We start from the raw sequence: 18040 nt of genomic DNA, 5'->3' as shown, positions 1-18040 counted from the left end.
GTTTATTGTGTTAACAAATTCTATTGAGATACGAATGGTAAAGGAATAGAGTTACCAGAGTCAGATTTATTAGCAAGATTAACAAATACCACTAAAGGTAATATTCCTGTGAAAAGTCCCAATAGTACGGGAATATAGAAGTTTGCACCGATGCTCATTACCATGGCAAAGGTAAAGTTACCAATATAAACTCCGATGGGAATGGTTAGGGGAATTTTGTTAAAGTCCATGGGTTTGAGGCGCCAAATAAGGGTGGCTACACTCATAAATACGACCCCTGTACCAAACCAACCAACAAAGTTTTGGTAGGGCATTCCGAAAAAGGCACCGGGTTGGTCCCATAACCAAAATGGCACGGAAGTTTGACTCATGGCAGGATCTAGTACAAAATCCCATGAGGTTAGTAATAGTGAACCAAAAACGATCGCACCTAAATCTTTAACATAATTGGGTAAAGAGAGTTTTTCCAAGCCAACCCTAGTGATTAGATAACCACAAAATCCGAGATAAAACCAAGAAAGGGGAATGGTAAAAGGTACTAAACCCGAAATTTTGTATCCTAAACCAGAAAGGTAGTGATAATCACCGAAGGGAAAACCCGTGCTAGTCCCCAATAATTCGCTGGTAAGAGAAATTCCCAAAGCAGGAATCATAAACCCCAACCAGTGCCATAAACCTAGTTTACGGTAAGCAAAAATAGCAATGGTTGCCCACCCTAAAATCATATACACAACACCCCCACCAATCATTGACCAACTAAAGGCTGATTGTCCGATAGGGGGTAAATTGGCGACGAATTCGGGATGGGGCAAGACTAATAATAATCCTGCTAAACCAAAGAACATTGACAATATGTGTCCGATGAAAAAATAGCCTTCTTTTTCTTTCACTATTTGTTTAATCAATTTATTTTACCCTCTTAATTTTCTGTAATTTGATGACATTCTTACTTTCCCTTACAGGGCAAATTTATATCTATGTCCCTATTTTATTAAATTTTTTCAAAAATATTAAGAAAAGTTAAGAGAATAATGGAGAATTGAAAATTGAGAATGGATAATAATAGTTAAATTCAGCGGATTTGTGGGTGTCTGATATGCTCAAACTACTATCCTTGAAAGGGAGTAAAAGAACCTCCTAAACCTTCCACAATGGTCTGAGTGTTGAGCATTAATTTTTGTTGATAAGTTTCTGCTCCTGAGCCTGCTTCCCCTAAACCATCGGCAAATAAAGGATTATCCGCTACTTGTACATTTGCTTCATTGGCAACGGTATTGATAAGGGTAGGGTTGACGGAGCTTTCCACAAAAATAGTGGGTACGTTAGACTCTTGGAGCTTTCTGACCAAATCCCCAACCCTTCCAGCGGTGGGGGCTTCCTCTGTGCTGACCCCTTGTAAGGCGGTATTTGACTGTAAACCATAAGCATTTACGAAATAACCGAGGGCATCGTGGTTACTAACTAAAATTCTTTGATCTACGGGAATGGTTTCTATCTGGGCTTTAATCCACCCATCCATGGCTTCTAGGTCATTGTTGATCATACTGGCTTGATCTTGATATAGTTGAGCCTGATCTGGTTGTAGTTGTGCTAATTGTTCGGAAATAACATTAACGATTGCCATACCATTACTGACATCATGCCATACATGGGGATCTGGGAATTCTTCCTCATCTCCGTGTCCATGACTGTGTCCGTGGTCGTGTCCATGATCGTGTCCGTGATCATCATGGGCGTGGCTATGTCCATCGGCGGTCATAATGGGGTTGGTGACGGCCTCCTCATATACTGCAATTTTGGGTGCGGGGTTATCGGTAGCGTTGACTAAATTAATTAAACTAGGTTCAAAACCATATCCACCATACAAAATTAAATCGGCTTGATCAATGGCTCGACGGTCATCGGGGGTAGCTTGATAAACATGGGGATCAATTCCTGCATCTACCAAACAATTTAGATCAATGGTGTCTTGGGCAATTTGACGGGTTAAATCGCAGATGACATCGGTGGTTGCTACCACGAGGGGTAAATCAACTACTTCTGTCTCTGTTTGTAAGTCTTCGGTTGCCTGTGGATCCGTTGCGGTAGGAGAATCACACCCTAGTATGCCGAAAAGAATGAAGGAGGGTAAAACAAACTTGCTGTAGTGCTTAATATTTAACATTGTTACGTTAATCTTTTATTATAGATGTAGTGCAAACTATCATGAGAATGATAATCATTTATTTATAGAATCTATGTTAGAGGTTGATCAAGTTGCTGTCAACTATCGAGGCATTGTCGCCGTGGAAAATATTAGTTTCTCTTTAACCTCGGGGCAAATCGTAGGTATTATTGGGCCCAATGGGGCGGGAAAGAGTTCTTTGATCAAGTCAATTTTGGGCTTAATTCCTCTGGCACAGGGAAAAATAACTTTTCGCTCTCAAGCATTGTCAAAACAGTTGGATCAGGTGGCATATATACCTCAGAGGGCGCAAATTGATTGGGATTATCCCATTACGGTTAAAAAGGTGGTAATGATGGCTCGGATTCGTCATCTTCCTTTGTTTCGTCCTCCTTCTCGACAGTCTAAGGAAATCGTTAGGGATGCCTTAGAAAGGGTGGGAATGTGGGAACTGTGCGATCGCCCCATAGGACAACTATCGGGGGGGCAACAACAGAGAGTATTTTTAGCCCAAGCCCTTGCCCAAGAAGCGGAGTTATTTTTATTTGATGAGCCTTTTTCGGGGGTGGATAAGAAAACAGAAAGGATGATTTTTAATGTTTTGGATGAGCTGAAAAAACAAGGAAAAATTTTGTTAGTGGTAGGTCATGAGTTGAAAGAAACTTCTAGGGAATATGACCGTTTTTTATTAATAAATAAAAAGTTAATCGCTAACGGCTCTAGGACTGAAGTAATTACCCCTGAAAATCTGCAAAAAGCCTATGGAGATAATGTAATTTTATTGACGAATAATTAAAGTTAGGGAACAGGGAATGGGGAAATTAATTTTAAGTTTTTACCATGATTTAGATCTGAATAAATAAGATTAGTTTAGTTGTTTTTTGAGGAGTATATGTTAGATTTTTTGCTAGAACCTTTATCCTTTGGATTTATTCGTAATTCCATGGTGATGATTATTTTGTTAGGAGTTTTATGTTCCGTTACAGGTAGTTTTTTGATAGTGCAAAGGATGGGTTTTTTGGGTGAAGTCATTGCCCATGCTGTTTTACCCGGACTGGCGATCGCCTTTTACATTGGTATCGACATCTTTTTAGGGGCATTTATATCAGGAATGTTAAGCAGTCTAATCATTGCGTGGATTCAATCCCAATCAAGGGTTAAAGTTGATGTAGCCATGTCCTTAGTTTTTTCAGGCTTTTTTGCCCTAGGAATACTATTAATTACCCTTTTAAAAAGTAGAATTGACCTCCATAGTTTTTTATTTGGAGATATTTTAGGAGTAACAGGAAACGACCTCTGGCGAACATTTTTTATAACTATTGCCGTACTCATTTTTGTTAAATTATTTTATCCCCACTTATTGTTTTATACCTTCAATCCCCTAGGCGCCCAAGCCATCGGTTTACCAGTACAACTAATTAATCTAGGCTTAGTCTCCGCCATTACCCTAACCATCATTGCCAGTATGCAAGCCGTCGGAGTCGTATTAGTAGTTTCCCTCTTAGTCGGGCCCAGTATTACCGCCTATTTATTAGTAAGAGAATTACACCATATGATGATACTAGGGGGGATTTTTGGAGCCATTAGTGGAGTGGTAGGCATTTATATCAGTTACTATTTCAATGCACCCTCGGGCGCTGCCATCGTCTTAGTGGTAACAGTTATGTTTTTATTAGCCTTTCTCTTTAGTCCTAAAGAAGGTATCTTAACCCGTCCTCAATATTTCACCACACCCAATAAATTAATTCGCCATCTAGTCAGAATTAAGAAATAGACCAACAGGTAAAAGAGATTCAAGCCCTCGAAGTTCTAATCAATAGGATGTTTTAAGCCAATACTATTTTCCTTAAGTACGGTACCGTACAGACAAAAAAGTTATTTTATATAATAATTCTTAAGAATGTATTTGTAAAAAATATCTTGATTAGCAAAAACTCCATTTCTCTTAATAAGCTACTCAGTACATTAACAGAGTCTGAATTTGAGAAAATAGCCCCCCACTTACATGAAGTAACCCTCGCATCAGGAACGATTCTTCATGAAGCCTATGAACCAATTGAAGTAGTTTATTTCCCTCTCACCGCCATGATTTCCCTCGTCTCCATTATGGAAGATGGTGGCACCACTGAAATCGGTTTAGTTGGTAATGAAGGGATGATAGGATTGCCCGTATTTTTAGGGGGAAAATACTCCATCAGCCGTGCCATTGTGCAAATGCAAGGAAAAAGTCTCAAAATGAGATCAGAAACATTAATCAGAGAATTTAAAGAAGCAGGGGCGCTACAAAAAATATTACTTCTTCATACCCAAGCTAGGCTTACCCAAATAGCTCAAAGTGCAGCCTGTAATAGACAACATAAAATAGAAGCCAGATTGGCTCGGTGGTTATTATCAGTATATGACTGCGTATTGCAAGATGAATTAGATCTTACCCAAGAATTTATCTCTAATATGTTAGGAGTACGTAGGGCAGGAGTCACCATTGCGGCAAAGGCACTACAAGATAAAGGAATTATTCGTTATAACCGAGGAAAAATATTAATTCTTGATCGTGACAAACTAGAAGAAACATCCTGTGAGTGTTATAGGTTAGTACAAAAAGAGTTTATCCGCTTACTCGGCTCTTGTCGGGGGTAAGTTTTCTGTACGATAGCGTACGGTGAAGTGATCGAATAAAGATTATGATTTAATTATATCGGAAACAAACCCTACGTAAGTAAAACAACTTAAGTATAGTGTGGGGTTATTCCCGAAAACACAAAAAATTTACCTGTGTGATTTTGCTGTGGGTTTGAAAAAAGGATCATGGTTTCAGTATCAAATAAATGTTAAAAACAAGATTTAGCACTGAAAACCTTTAAATATTTTACCATCTTTAATCTTTAAGCTCAGAATGACATTAACTAATTAAATTTTTCATTATTTTTTTATAAGAGAAGAGAAAATTATGTCTTACAGAGTATTTAATTCCACTTTGTCAATTGTACAAGCAGAAATTGATTATTTTTCTGAGCAGCATACCATTGATCATTCCTATCAACAAGTATTATCACTGCCCTATTTTCGTTATAAATTAGTCACGAAAATCCTTAATAATATTCCTAACCACCATGTCCTTATACATAATAAAAATAATTTTGTAGATGACAATACTTTTTGTATTGGTTCGGTTGATGAAATATCTTTGATAAGGGAAAAAATTAATGAGTACATCTTAGAAGTTGTCACAGAATACCAAGTTCTTAGTATTGTAGATAAAAAATTTATTCCTAAACATAATTTAATTCCATTTGCTGAAGTCAAGTGGTGGATTAGGGTAGATACCATTAAACCTGCTATGACTTATTACTTTGGTCCCTTTGATAGTTTGGTAGAGGCGGAGGAAAACTGCAATGGTTATATAGAAGATTTAATAGAAGAAAAAGCAGAAGGCATTACTTTTGACTATCAATATTTCGAACCCGATTCATTAACTGTAAATAGAGACATTAAAGAGTTACAAGTAGAAAATGAGCAGTTATGGGAAGATTTGCAATATGTGAAATTTGAAAAAAATTATTATGAAAGTTTATTTTTATTTTCCCCTGATAATTGTTTAATTATTGATAATAATGGATTGGTGAGACTAGCTAATAGTAATGCTCAAAAAATGCTCAATACCTCACAAGATAAGCTGATTGGTAATGCTTTAAATTTATTTACTGATAATGGTGATTTTCAAAAATCATTGCATTTAATGTATGAGGCTAGTGGTGGGGAAAATTCAGAGCAAATACCACCTTTTTTTACCATTAAGTTATCGTTACCTGATGCACAGGTAATTAGTGTTAGTGTGAACGCAGATAGTATTCGGGATTGTGACGATATTATTATCGGGTGGCACTTGTCACTTCATGACATAACGCAGTTACAGAAAAACCACGATGAACTTTTTTATCAATCTCGGTACGATTCTCTTACTAATTTACCTAATCGTCGTTCTTTATTAGAGTTTTTGGAAAATATTTTAGCAAAAGGGGAAGAAGAAAATCGTAATCAGTTTGCTGTTTTATTTTTAGATATAAATAAATTTAAGGACATTAATGATCTTTTTGGTCATTCTACGGGGGATGAGGTGTTAATAATTTTAGCTAAAAGATTAATTACTTGCGTGAGAAGTTTTGACCATGTTGCCCGATTGGGGGGGGATGAGTTTATGATTGTCCTAACTCATATTAGTTCTCCTCAGGAGGCACAAGAGTGTGCTTATCGTATCCAGCAATCATTATCTAGTTGTTTCCATACCAATCAACAAGAAATTATGGTTAATGTCAGTATTGGTATTGTTATTGGTGATATGAATAGTTCTAGTTTACCAAATGTTTTATCCCATGCTGATATGGCAATGTATCGGGCAAAACAAGAAAAACAGTTATTTTCTATCTATGGTTGCTAATTAATAATTTGCTTTTTCTTCAGAATATTTGTTTAAAAAAAATGATTTTGACAATATTATTATACTGTAATTAATTATTAATATTAAGAGATTTAGTAGATATAAATAGATATAAGTTTAATGGGTTATTATATTAATATAATGGCTTTAATTTATAGTGATAAATAGTAAAATTTTAGATAATCAAATCTTAGCTTCTATCTCTCAAGACGAATATATAATACTTTTTTCTAATTTAGAGTGTGTTTCTCTAGTATCTGGACAAGTTATTTATAAACGGGATCAAAAAATTGATTATGTATATTTTCCTCTTCACTCTATGATTTCTTTGGTATCAACTTTGTCGAATAAAGCAACTATTGAAATTGGTTTAATTGGTAATGAGGGCTTAGTTGGGCTTCCTGTTTTTTTGGGAGGAAATTATGCTACTAATGATGCTATTGTCCAGATTCCTGATAGTGCCATGAGATTGGATGCGAATATTTTTTTGGCTGAGTCGAAAAAAGCGGGAGAACTTCAAAGAATATTATTGTTATATACTCAAGCTCGATTGGCACAAATATCTCAAAATGCTGTTTGTAAGTGTCATCATTCTATTCATCAACAATTGGCTTGTTGGCTACTATATGCCCATGATTCTGTGGGGCAGGATGATTTACGTTTAACTCAAAAGTTTATTTCCCAAATGTTGGGGGTAAGACGGTCTAGTGTGACGGAGGTTGCTCAAAAGTTCCAAAAGGATGGCATTATTCAATATACACGGGGTAATATAACTATTTTGGATCGGAGTCTCCTTGAGTCTGTTTCTTGTGAATGTTATGACCTTGTCAAGAAGGAGTTTAATCGATTACTTGGTTTTATATAATCGCTGCGATAAGTAATGGGAGTGTTAGGTGCGATAAGTAAGGGGAGTGTTAAGTGCGATAAGTAATGGGAGTGTTAAGTGCGATCGCCCTTAAGCTCAATAATAAAAAACTTCATTTTAAAAAATATTACAAAATATAACATCTTCTAAGATTTCTCACAAAATGGATGTAGTTTTCGCCTTTTTTGGACAAATCTATACTACAAGGAAGTATCTCATATTCTCAAAAACCCCTAACTTATCAGCAACTTGGAAGGATTACACGTTATATTAATAAATGTAAAGCAAGTATTAAGTTTTCAAATCAACAAAACTTAATAAAGTGCAATCATTAAGTAATAACCATGAAATTAAATTCAATTATTAGTGGAGTATTGCAACCCAACTGCGAAATCCGTTGGGCAGAGCAAACTGTTTGGACATTATTAAGAGTCGTGATTGGTATCATGATGATCCATAATGGCTTAGACAAACTAGGTAACGTTGAAAGTTTTGCGCAGGCCTATGTTTCTTATATTGGTTTACCATTTCCCATCTTCTTTACCTATGTAGCGGCCTATACTGAGTTAATCGGTGCGCCTTTAGTTGCCATCGGCTTATTTACTAGACCTGCAGCTTTTGGTTTGTTTGGTACTATGTGTGTAGCGATGTATCATCATATCTTAGTAGCTGGTTTAAGTCTTCCTTACCTAGAATTATCTGCTATCTATGCAGGTTGTTTCTTGTTTTTCTTGGTTAATGGTGCGGGTTTATTTTCTGTTGATGCTTTATTATTCAACTGGATGAATAAGAGTATGTCAGATCAAAAAGCTGAACAGGCTAAGTTATTAGAAAAAGTCTATCAAGACTCTAATTCTAAGCAAGAAAAATCACTGTCTTAATAATTGACAAATAAAAACACAAAAAATCCCCTTCTAGGAGGGGGTTTTCTATGGGAAAAGTACATGGTGTAAAAAATTAGAGTTTTTCCTTTTGTTGAAAAAAATTGAACAGACCTACATTTTTCCGTTTCATTAACTAATAACCGCACTCCCTGTACCTTGAAACATTACCCAAGAAAGAATAAAGTTAAACATAAAAATAGTAATCAAAGAAATCACTACGGCGGCGGTGGTGGATTCTCCTACCCCTTTTGCACCTCCACTGGTGGTTAAGCCCCAGTTACAGCCGATGACAGCAACCACAGCCCCAAAAATTGCTGATTTTATAATACAGGCGATGACATCCCAAGTGCTTAAAAAGTTGCGAATAGAGTCTAAAAATACTCGGCTAGGAATGTTATAAATCGATTCAGCAATTACTAATCCCGACATTATGCCCACAACGAGGGAACAAATGGTGAGAATGGGAAGCATAAAGAAGCAAGATAGCACCCTAGGGGTTACTAAATAATCTACGGGGTCAGTTTTTAATATTTGTAATGCGTCAATTTGTTCCGTTACTTTCATGGTACCAATTTCGGCGGCAAAGGCACTGCCCACTCTTCCTGCCAATACCACTGCTGTTAGTACGGGGGCTAGTTCACGGGTAAGGGCGATCGCCAATACCCCCCCCACAGCGCTTGTGGCCCCAAAATAAATAAACTCCCTTGCCACTTGGATAGTGAATACCATACCCACAAAAGCAGCCGTTATCAGGGCAATGGGCAAAGAAGCGGGCCCCACGAAAGACATTTGCTCGATGGTATTGAGACGATATACTTTTAATTGGATGAGGTGAATTAAGATTTGTCCCGTTAAAAAAAGTCCCGAAGAAATCCGCCGAAAAAGTTTATTCATTATCTATATATGATGTAGTCATTCATTATAAACACATAACACCTGTTAGCCCCTATATTCCATCGGAAATTTCGCAAAAAATCGAGATGATGGTGGGCATAGCCCACCTTTAGTATTAACGCTTCGTTAATTTTGTGAGGACGTTATTCGAGCGCTCGACGAAGGCTGTCATTCCTTCCGCATCAAATGCCCTTTGTGCCATCAAAGCTAAGTCATAGACGTGTTGACACATCATATTAACCATCTCTTTGGTGGTGGATTCTCCGCTACCTTGAATAATTGCCCCTTTATTGAGTTGATAGATATTTTCGATGAGGGGATGGGAGGTATTAATTACCAACATATGCTCTTCGGGGAATTGCATTTCCCTTTGTTGCATCATAGCTGTCATCTCTTGGAGACGACGCATGGCTTCAGGCAATAGTACCATAGCGGGGGGAGTTTCTTCTTGGGCTTCGGCTTTGAGGGATTGGGTTTTGATATTTACTTTAGGTTTATTGATGGCGGTTTCAAATATCTCTTTGATTTCCTCAGAGCGAGTTTTGTTGGTGCTAGGGTTGACAATATCACTGGCTTTATCTTCTTCTACTAGGCTAGAATCTAATTCGGAGTCCACCCGAGAGAATTTTACTTCGTTATACTCTCTTTCAAGGAAGGGGATAAAGTAGTTGGTATCGATGAAGGAGTCCATGAATAGCACTTCGATGCCTTGGTTTTTGTATAAATCAACGTAGGTGCTTTGGGTTTGGGGGTTGGTACAGTAAAAGACGCTGTTTTCGTGTTTTTCTTTGTTTCTCTCAAGATATTCTTGAAGGGTGGTAAAGGGTTGATTGTCTTCTTCTTTCACTTCTGCCCATGCGTCATCCCCTGAGTCAATTTCTACCTTGGGTTTTTCGGCATTTTTATCGGTTTGGTGGGTGGTACGATAGATGATTAAGTCTTCGACCTGTTTTTTGAATTTTTCGTCTCTTAGGGCGCCATATTTTACAAATGTGCCAACATCTTCCCAACAACGGATATATTCTGACTTATTATCACTATATAACGACTTGAGGCGATCGCCCACCTTCTTAGTAATAAAATCAGCAATTCTTCTCACCGTGCGATGGTTAGTCAAAGCACTACGGGAAACATTAAGGGGAATATCAGGACTATCAATTACCCCCCGTAAAGGCATCAAAAACTCAGGAATAACCTCTTCACAATGATCACTGACAAATACCTGATTACAGAATAACTTAATTTGCCCCTTAGTCACATCCACATCAGGTCTTAACTTAGGAAAATATAAAATACCATTGAGCAAGAAAGGATAATCAGTATTAAGATGTACCCATAATAAAGGATCTTCTTGGAAAGGATATAGATAACGATAAAATTCTAAATAATCCTCATCCGTAAGATTTTGAGGAGATTCCTTCCAAAGCGCCCTTTGACGGTTAACCGTTTCCCCATCCATCTTAATAGCCACGGGAACAAAATCCGAATATTTTTTAACCAGATTTTTGATTCTCGCTTCCTCTAAATATTCCGTCTCCTCATCTAACACTGTTAAAGTAATAGTAGTGCCAGGGGTAGTGCGAGAAGATTCGCTTAACTCAAATTCTGGTGAACCATCACAACTCCAATGAACAGGGGTTGCACCCTCACGATATGATAAAGTATCGATTTCCACTTGTTTGGCTATCATGAAAGCAGAGTAAAAACCCAAACCAAAATGTCCGATTAAATCATTGGCACTTTTACCGTACTTAGTAATAAAATCCTCAGCACTAGAAAAAGCTACCTGGTTAATGTACTTTTTAACTTCTTCCACGGTCATCCCAATGCCATTATCACTAATGGAGAGAGTTTTTTTCTCTTTATCAATGGCAAGGGTAATTTCAGGCTCTGGTAAATCCGTACTAAATTCCCCTGCAAGGGATGCCATTTTGGCTTTAGAGATAGCATCAACGGAGTTAGAGATTAACTCCCTTAAGAAAATTTCATGGTCAGTGTAGAGGGATTTTTTGATAATGGGAAATATATTCTCGGTATGGATGGAAATATTTCCTTTTTCTAATACGTTGCTCATAGGTAGTATTTTTTATTTTTAGCGAATAACTATAACAGCCTGTTGATTGTGGCTAGTTTTTATCATGTCACACCCTGTCTATTCCTTTCAAGATGTGGTTTACCGAATCATTAGAGTTGTTGTCGTATTTTTGCTTTTTATTGAACTATACAGAATGTGTGTATTAAGGTTGGGTAATAGTCACTTCAATATCTTTAATAAGAAGATAGAGGTGGTATTCATCAATGGGGGATGATTCAAACCCATATTGACGGTAAAAGTTTTTAGCCCTCTCATTTTTAGCATGGACTAAAACTGCCCTTACACCTAAATTATTAGTTATGCTTAAAATCCGTAATAAAGCATCTTTTAGTAATCCTTTACCTAACCTTTTACCCTGCATTGATATATCCACCGCTAACCTCGGCAGAATAATTACGGGTATAGGATATTTACCCAAACCTTTTTTAATGCGTGGAGAGACAGCAGAATGTTCCACACTACCTGCCACTAGGCTATAATAACCCACGACTTTCTCCTCATTACCTGTTTCCATTACCGCCACAAAAGTTGTAACACTTTTATTTTTGACATTTTGCAGGGCATAATTTTGTAAAAAGCTATTAAGGGCATTTACCCCACAATCAAAACTCTCGGTATCATGGGCTTTAGTTAGTAAAATTGGAGCTGATAGTTTACGCTTCATCAAAAATACTTTTTTCTGTGAGCAGTTTTTTCAACACAGGAATTGATTTAGGAGGAGCAGATAATGCTTCACAAAACGCCTCCCATTCTTGATCATCTAAGGAAAACATTGCCTGTTCCCTCAACACTTCGAGCGCCGCTTCATAGGATTTTTCCAAGATAAAGTTAGTCATTGTGGTTTGTTTAACTTCCGCTGCCCTTGTAATCAAGTCTTTTTGACGATCCGTTAAACGTAGTTGTAATCTTTTATTTTTTATGGATGTCATTGCTTTTGTTTTGTTTTTGTACATCTTTTCGAGGACAGTAACCCCAAATATTTTTAACTCCCGAAAGACTTTTACAGAAAAACATAAATAAAAGATAATACTTTACCCATCAGATTGAGTATTACTTCTGCCTGGAGGAATAAAACGAATCTCCATGCGCCTTCTAGTGTCATCCTGGCTACGATTAACAGGTGCAAAACCCCCAGATGGTAAGTATAACTGAGCACCTGAATATGCCCTAAATTGAATATCTCTAAATTCTCCTTGTCGCTGTAACTCTTGCACTACAGCCAACGCCCTCATCAAGGCTAAATCAGCATTAGAACCAGCCGTTAACTGTGTAACACTAATTTGATTTTGAGCTACTCTTTCAAGATTTTGGTCTAAATTACCTGTCACATTACCCAAGACTTGTCCATCAGTATGTCCGATAACTTGGATAAAATCAATATCCTGTGAGTTAATAATTTGATTAATTTGTGGAGTAACAGTATTAGTAATGTGGTTTCTTAACTCTGAGGTTAATTCGGCACTACCCGAAGGAAACTGAAAATTACCAGATTTTTCATCAATTATTATGGGGGAAGCATTGTAAAGACTTTCATTTTGAGTTCTTAACTCTTCATTAATACTTGCTAATTGTTTATTTTCTTCCCTTATATTATTCAACTCCTCTAGTAATTCCGACATATTTTCTGTTCTGCGAATAAGTTCCAAATTTTCCTTATTACCTTGCCATATTTGCATGGTTGCCAGAATGAGGAAAAAACTAAGTATCATAAAAGCATTAGACATTAAATCGGTAAATGCGTTAGTGATATTTAAATCTTCTGTTTCATCTTGACTTCTTCTTCTTTTCCTGTACATAGTCATTCCTAAGATTTGAATTTAACTTTTGGTGCTAATAATCGAAAAGAAATGCTTTTTTCTTCTAGGGTGTTTAAAATTTTTAGTTCTTTTCTTATTTCCCCTAAAATGTCAGTAAATAAAGCTAATTTATAATTAATTTCCTGCATAGTTTCTAGATTATTTATTGATATTTCATTATTTCCTGCAGTTTGATAACTATTTAAAATTTCTTTATTTTGTAGTTGCCACGAGTTCAGATAAGATTCTAGTTTCAAAATTTCTTGACTAACTTTTTGGTCAAGTTGTAAAAACTTAGTTAAATTATCATTTAAACTATTAATCCCTGATAAAGATCTAGGTAATTCGTCAATATTAGCACCCATCAAAGTTATTTTATTTTCTAATAATTGATTTAATTCTCTGAATTGTTTCTTACTATCCACTAAAGTTGCCGTTATTTCCCTTAATGTTATATTCAAATTCTGATCTTTTATACCATCAGTTAGATGCGTAAATCCTGTCAGTGTTTTATCTAGTTGCTCAACCAATATCCCTAATTCTAAATAGATATTTTCATTCAAATTTTGTGTTAGTTTATTTTGAGATACAAAGTCTTGAACACTATCAGCAATAGTTATGGTCGATTGACTAAATTTCTCTTGTACATTGAGTAAATTATTAGTTAAATCTCCCAAGTTATCAGCAAATTTACTATTCTCAATTTTAATAGCACTATCTTGAATTTTTGTAGCACTTAATTCTAATGTGTTAATACTATTAGCAAATTTTTGTAATAAATTGTTCATTTCATCTGTGGACTGTTTAAATATATTTGCTCCACTATTAAGGGCGCTGGATGAACCTAATAAATTTTGGTAAACATCCACACTTAATTCATGGCTTCGCTTATTTTGCTCGATGAGTTGATCTGTTGCTTGTTTAAATGTTCTTTCTAAGACTTGTCCCACATTTTCATGAAATCTGAACAAAAATTCTTCTTGCTGTTTAACCATTCTATTGACAGCTTTATCTAGTCTTGTTTCTCCTTGTTGACTTAGTTGATGGTCATTATCAAAATAATTTTCTAAGTTATTTATCAAAGCCCTTTTTTCGAGGCTTACATTCCAAAGAATATTTACTACTATCAATAATGAGCTAAAAAATAAAGCAGATAAACTACTAATAAAAGCAATACTCATGCTCTCTAAGGGTATTTGTAGTTGATCAAGAAGATTGTTTATATCTTGACCAGAATTACCACCAATAACGTCGTAAATGCTACCTAAATTAAGAGTAATACCGATAAAAGTACCTAATAAACCAAAACCAAGGAGTAAGTTTGGCAGAACTTTTGTTATATATTCTGCTTGGTCACAACGCACTTGTTTACTAAAAAAAGTAAAAGTTTGCTCATAAAATAAACCATCAATCAAAGCAATGGTATTAACATTTTCTAGTTTATTATTGAGTCGTTCAAACTTTTCTCTTAAGTGTTTATTAAAGGGAGTTTCTTTTTCCATTCTGATAGTGGCATATAAATCATTAGTATTTTTTTTGAGATTAACTAAATGATTGTATAGTTTGATGCGTAAACCTAGGGTTAGTATGGCTGGAATAATAATGAAGATAACTATACTTACCCATAAATATAGTGGTAATGTTTGTAACATTGGTTCTTTGTTTTAGATGGAGATATGAAGATTATAGTAATAATTTTGATTAACAAATAATTTAGTATAATTAGGTGATTTCTGCGTCAATAATCTCTTCATCTTTATCATTATTTGTAATATTACTTGGTGAAGAATTTATATTTTCAAAAAAAGTTTTAAATTCTTTATAAATTTTAGCTAAGATTCCGTCAGATGTAGGAGAAGAATTATCTCCCATGAGTAGATCTTTTTGATTAAAGTTGTCATCATAATCGTTTAATTGATTGACTTTAGCGACAAAGGATTTAAAATTGTTTTCATAAATTGGCCAGAGGGAATGATCATTACTTATGTCTTCTATTAACTGTTGTTTTTTATATTTTAAACTTTGATATAGGGAAGTATTTTGCCAGATTTCTTCTAAGGCTTCTGCCCAAATAGGGCTTAATGATATGTCTTGATGATGATTAAAAATATCATCGTATTTTTGAATGACAATGGCTGTTTCGTTGTGGTTTTCTGTAAAAAGACCGTTATATTTTTGAATTGAAACGGTTTTAGTTATGACTCCAAATGCTAAACAGGTATAAAACACATTTTGTAACTCTCTCATTTCTTTTTCTGGGGGAGGAATTATATCTAAAAAGTTTTTGGTGTAGTCATTGTGTAAATAAAAGGATTTTTTTTGGGCTTCATATTGATTTCTTAACTCTTCAATGCCGTTAATAATTCTGAGGGGAAACCCACCTATTTCTTGAAGGAAAATAATTTCATTTTTTGATTGAATGGATAATAGTTTATCTGCACTAACACCTAGTTTATCTAGTAATATATTCTTGAAATTTTGATTTTGTTGTTCGTCGGTTTGTCGGAAGGCGATGGTTTCTTGGGTTAGGGGTGCGGTGGGAAAATTAACGAGGTAAGGATCTTTTATATTGAGAGGAAGTAACCATTCTGCTTCTTTGCGTATTTGTTTCAATCTTGTTTGTGCGTTGGTGAAGGGATATTTATCCATAAATCGACTGACTACGGATTTTGTTAAATCAATGGTTTTCGAGCTAAATGTCACTTCTACGGTGGAGGTGATAACTTGATTTAATTCTTCTTTATCGATAATTTTTTCGCTGGTGAAAAGGTGGGATATGGATTGAGAAATAATGGTTTTTTGAGTTATGGATTTGGTGGTTTGTATGAGTAAGTTATATTTTTCTGATTTGGGTAATAAAAACTGATAGTAGTAATTGTTATCTTCGATGCTGAAAATGGCTTCTCCGTTAATTTCTTGGGAGTTAATTTGGGTTAGTTGTTCTTCTCTTTGTCGATAGAAACTATTTAAGTCATCTAAGAGGTTATAAAAGCTATTGATTTTCCCTCTCAGGTCTTGCACTTGTCGGAGAAGATTAGTAACAATATTAATACTTTCGTCTAGTAATGCTAGATCAAAGTTACGGATAATGAGATTATAAAGACGAAGAATTTCTTGCCGAGATTCATCTTTAAATTTCTCCATTTTTGCTTTATTAGAAAGAAATCCTAATCCTAAACATCCTATCTTTTCTGTCTCGATGGATTGTAAATCTTCAATGATACTTCTGGTTTCTTTTTCGATGATTTCTAAGGTAACTATGAACTGAGAGTTTTGTTTTTCTTCTTGTAATTCCCTGAGGCACTCGTTTAATTTTGTTATCATGGCTTCTAACCATGAACGAGCATTTTCGATGGAAAAGTTGGTGTTAAATGGATCTAATAATTCTTCTAAATGGGAATTAATGTCTGATTTTAGTTGTCTTGTGATACCTACACTATTTTCTTTGATGGTGGTTAACCATTTTCCTCTAATATTTTCTGTTTCACCTATTTGAATGTCTTTGAATTCTCCTTTTACTTCTTGCCATAGTTTACTGGTGAATTGTTGCCTTTGTTCTTGAGTGCGATATGATTCGACTTCATTCATGAGGCGATTTTGCCATCTTTTTACTTTTTGTTTAAAGGTTTGGTTATTTTCGAGGCTAATTTCTTCTAGTTTGGTGGAGAAAATTTGATAGTCTTTTTCGTTTCTGCTTCTCCATTGGAGTAGAAATGTTTTGAGTAAGTCTTCGGCGTAAACGACTTTTTCTTCGCCTCGTAGCCAAAAGGAAATTACATTTTGTCTTAGTTTGTTTAAACAATTAGCGATAATTAAATCACGGGGAAAATAAATTTTGGCTAGACCAAAAGTGATATATCTTTGAACGTTGGGGCGAGAATGGCGATCGCACAGTTCCATGGCTTGACGATTATTGTCTCTAATACCTTTAAATCTGTTACTGATGGAGTTTTCTTCGGCAAATTCAGCAAAAATACGATGGGCAATGAGATAGGATAAATTTTCTCTGTTGGGTATTTTATGACCGTTAAAAGTGCGATCGCCAACAAGATAACAAAAATCAAACGGGGAACGGGGTTCATTGACAGAAAAAAGCCCTTGAGCGTCATAATCACACTTAAATCTATTTTTTTCAGAACTATAATAATCTAATTCCTTGAGTGCAGCATAGGTATTGGCTTGACAGATATTATTATTACCATATAATTCAGGAGCGATGACAAAATAACCGATAAAATCTGTTCCTGCTTGATTTTGATACATTCTTCTTAGGGTATAAGCCACATCGATAAATGTACCGCTCCCCGTTCCACCGCACAGGGAACCAACGACAATAACATTTAAACCCTGCTCTACGGCAATATTTTTTCTCATCAAGGTTTCTGAATGTCCGTTGGTGCGGTTATCAGCATTTTCAATCTTTTGTCGAATTTCATTATGGTTATGGAAAAATCCTAATCGCCCGATGGAACGAACAGCACCGGCTCCATTTTCAATAGATTGTAAATTTTTCAAGAGTTTTGGGTGAAACCATTGGGCAATATGATCATAGGGCGATGATTCTTGATTACTGTTGCTAAGGTGTTCGCTTAATTGATTGATGTCTTGCTGATTCATTGTCGCAGTAACGACTTCGGATGGTTTAAATAAAAGGTTTTCCCCTCTGTGGCTGTCACCAGTTTTTAATCCTGTGGTTTTATGTTCGGATTGATTGGTGTCAATGTGAAGAAAGGTAACAATGGGTAAATTTTCTAGTGTCTCGTGGCGATCGACGATTAAACGTCTAATTTGCATTAAAATTTCTTTTCCCGTACCACCTAAGCCAATACAAATAGTACGTTTCATTTCTTGGATTTCTGGCATAATAACAAAAAGAGATAAAGCGGATAATTAATGATTAGTGACGA

At 35.6% G+C, this 18040-nt stretch carries 15 protein-coding genes; 6 read left to right on the top strand and 9 right to left on the bottom strand.

Going from position 1 to position 18040, the window contains the following annotated elements; genetic code table 11:
- Positions 1-20: 20 nt before the first annotated feature.
- Positions 21-902 carry a gamma-carotene 1'-hydroxylase CruF gene (cruF, locus tag ACXITR_RS09580; protein WP_457997014.1) on the bottom strand — a complete coding sequence of 294 codons (882 nt, stop codon included), beginning with the start codon at positions 900-902 and terminating at the stop codon, positions 21-23.
- Between the two features lie 206 nt (positions 903-1108).
- Positions 1109-2164, bottom strand: coding sequence for a metal ABC transporter solute-binding protein, Zn/Mn family (locus ACXITR_RS09575; RefSeq protein ID WP_457997004.1), 1056 nt, complete (start codon positions 2162-2164; stop codon positions 1109-1111).
- 73 nt (positions 2165-2237) lie between these two features.
- On the opposite strand from ACXITR_RS09575, the gene ACXITR_RS09570 reads away from it, so the two are divergent.
- The 6 genes from ACXITR_RS09570 (at position 2238) to ACXITR_RS09545 (ending at position 8345) form a co-directional block, all read left to right on the top strand.
- Positions 2238-2960, top strand: coding sequence for a metal ABC transporter ATP-binding protein (locus tag ACXITR_RS09570; RefSeq protein ID WP_457997003.1), 723 nt, complete (start codon positions 2238-2240; stop codon positions 2958-2960).
- Between the two features lie 96 nt (positions 2961-3056).
- Entirely contained in the window at positions 3057-3938 is an 882-nt protein-coding gene (locus ACXITR_RS09565; protein ID WP_457997002.1) for a metal ABC transporter permease, read from the top strand.
- Positions 3939-4084: 146 nt separating this feature from the next.
- A complete protein-coding gene (locus ACXITR_RS09560) occupies positions 4085-4801 on the top strand; it encodes a Crp/Fnr family transcriptional regulator (RefSeq protein ID WP_457997001.1) in 717 nt (238 codons plus the stop codon).
- A gap of 310 nt (positions 4802-5111) precedes the next feature.
- Positions 5112-6599, top strand: a complete 1488-nt coding sequence (locus tag ACXITR_RS09555; protein WP_457997000.1) for a diguanylate cyclase domain-containing protein — start codon at positions 5112-5114, stop codon at positions 6597-6599.
- Positions 6600-6756: 157 nt separating this feature from the next.
- Positions 6757-7464, top strand: a complete 708-nt coding sequence (locus ACXITR_RS09550) for a Crp/Fnr family transcriptional regulator (RefSeq protein WP_457996999.1) — start codon at positions 6757-6759, stop codon at positions 7462-7464.
- A gap of 344 nt (positions 7465-7808) precedes the next feature.
- Positions 7809-8345, top strand: a complete 537-nt coding sequence (locus tag ACXITR_RS09545; RefSeq protein ID WP_457996998.1) for a DoxX family protein — start codon at positions 7809-7811, stop codon at positions 8343-8345.
- Positions 8346-8477: 132 nt separating this feature from the next.
- On the opposite strand, the gene ACXITR_RS09540 is transcribed toward ACXITR_RS09545, so the two are convergent.
- The 7 genes from ACXITR_RS09540 to ACXITR_RS09510 form a co-directional block, all read right to left on the bottom strand.
- Positions 8478-9242 (bottom strand): MlaE family lipid ABC transporter permease subunit, encoded by a 765-nt coding sequence (locus tag ACXITR_RS09540; RefSeq protein WP_457996997.1) that lies wholly within the window; start codon positions 9240-9242, stop codon positions 8478-8480.
- Between the two features lie 115 nt (positions 9243-9357).
- Positions 9358-11316 carry a molecular chaperone HtpG gene (gene htpG, locus ACXITR_RS09535; protein ID WP_457996996.1) on the bottom strand — a complete coding sequence of 653 codons (1959 nt, stop codon included), beginning with the start codon at positions 11314-11316 and terminating at the stop codon, positions 9358-9360.
- Between the two features lie 163 nt (positions 11317-11479).
- A complete protein-coding gene (locus tag ACXITR_RS09530; protein ID WP_457996995.1) occupies positions 11480-12001 on the bottom strand; it encodes a GNAT family N-acetyltransferase in 522 nt (173 codons plus the stop codon).
- On the bottom strand, positions 11991-12266 hold the full coding sequence (locus tag ACXITR_RS09525; RefSeq protein WP_457996994.1) for a type II toxin-antitoxin system TacA family antitoxin: 276 nt from the start codon (positions 12264-12266) through the stop codon (positions 11991-11993). Before ACXITR_RS09525 ends, ACXITR_RS09530 begins: the two co-directional genes overlap by 11 nt.
- Positions 12267-12368: 102 nt before the next feature.
- Positions 12369-13133, bottom strand: a complete 765-nt coding sequence (locus ACXITR_RS09520; RefSeq protein WP_457996993.1) for a hypothetical protein — start codon at positions 13131-13133, stop codon at positions 12369-12371.
- Between the two features lie 8 nt (positions 13134-13141).
- Positions 13142-14785 carry a hypothetical protein gene (locus tag ACXITR_RS09515; protein WP_457996992.1) on the bottom strand — a complete coding sequence of 548 codons (1644 nt, stop codon included), beginning with the start codon at positions 14783-14785 and terminating at the stop codon, positions 13142-13144.
- 70 nt (positions 14786-14855) lie between these two features.
- The gene (locus ACXITR_RS09510) at positions 14856-17996 is read right to left on the bottom strand and encodes a tubulin-like doman-containing protein (protein ID WP_457996991.1); all 3141 of its coding nucleotides are present in this window, start codon (positions 17994-17996) and stop codon (positions 14856-14858) included.
- Positions 17997-18040: the final 44 nt, after the last annotated feature.

The sequence above is a fragment of the Cyanobacterium sp. genome (assembly GCF_054166785.1).
The sequence above is the reverse complement of the archived record's forward strand: the minus strand, read 5'-3'. Positions and strand labels throughout refer to the sequence as shown.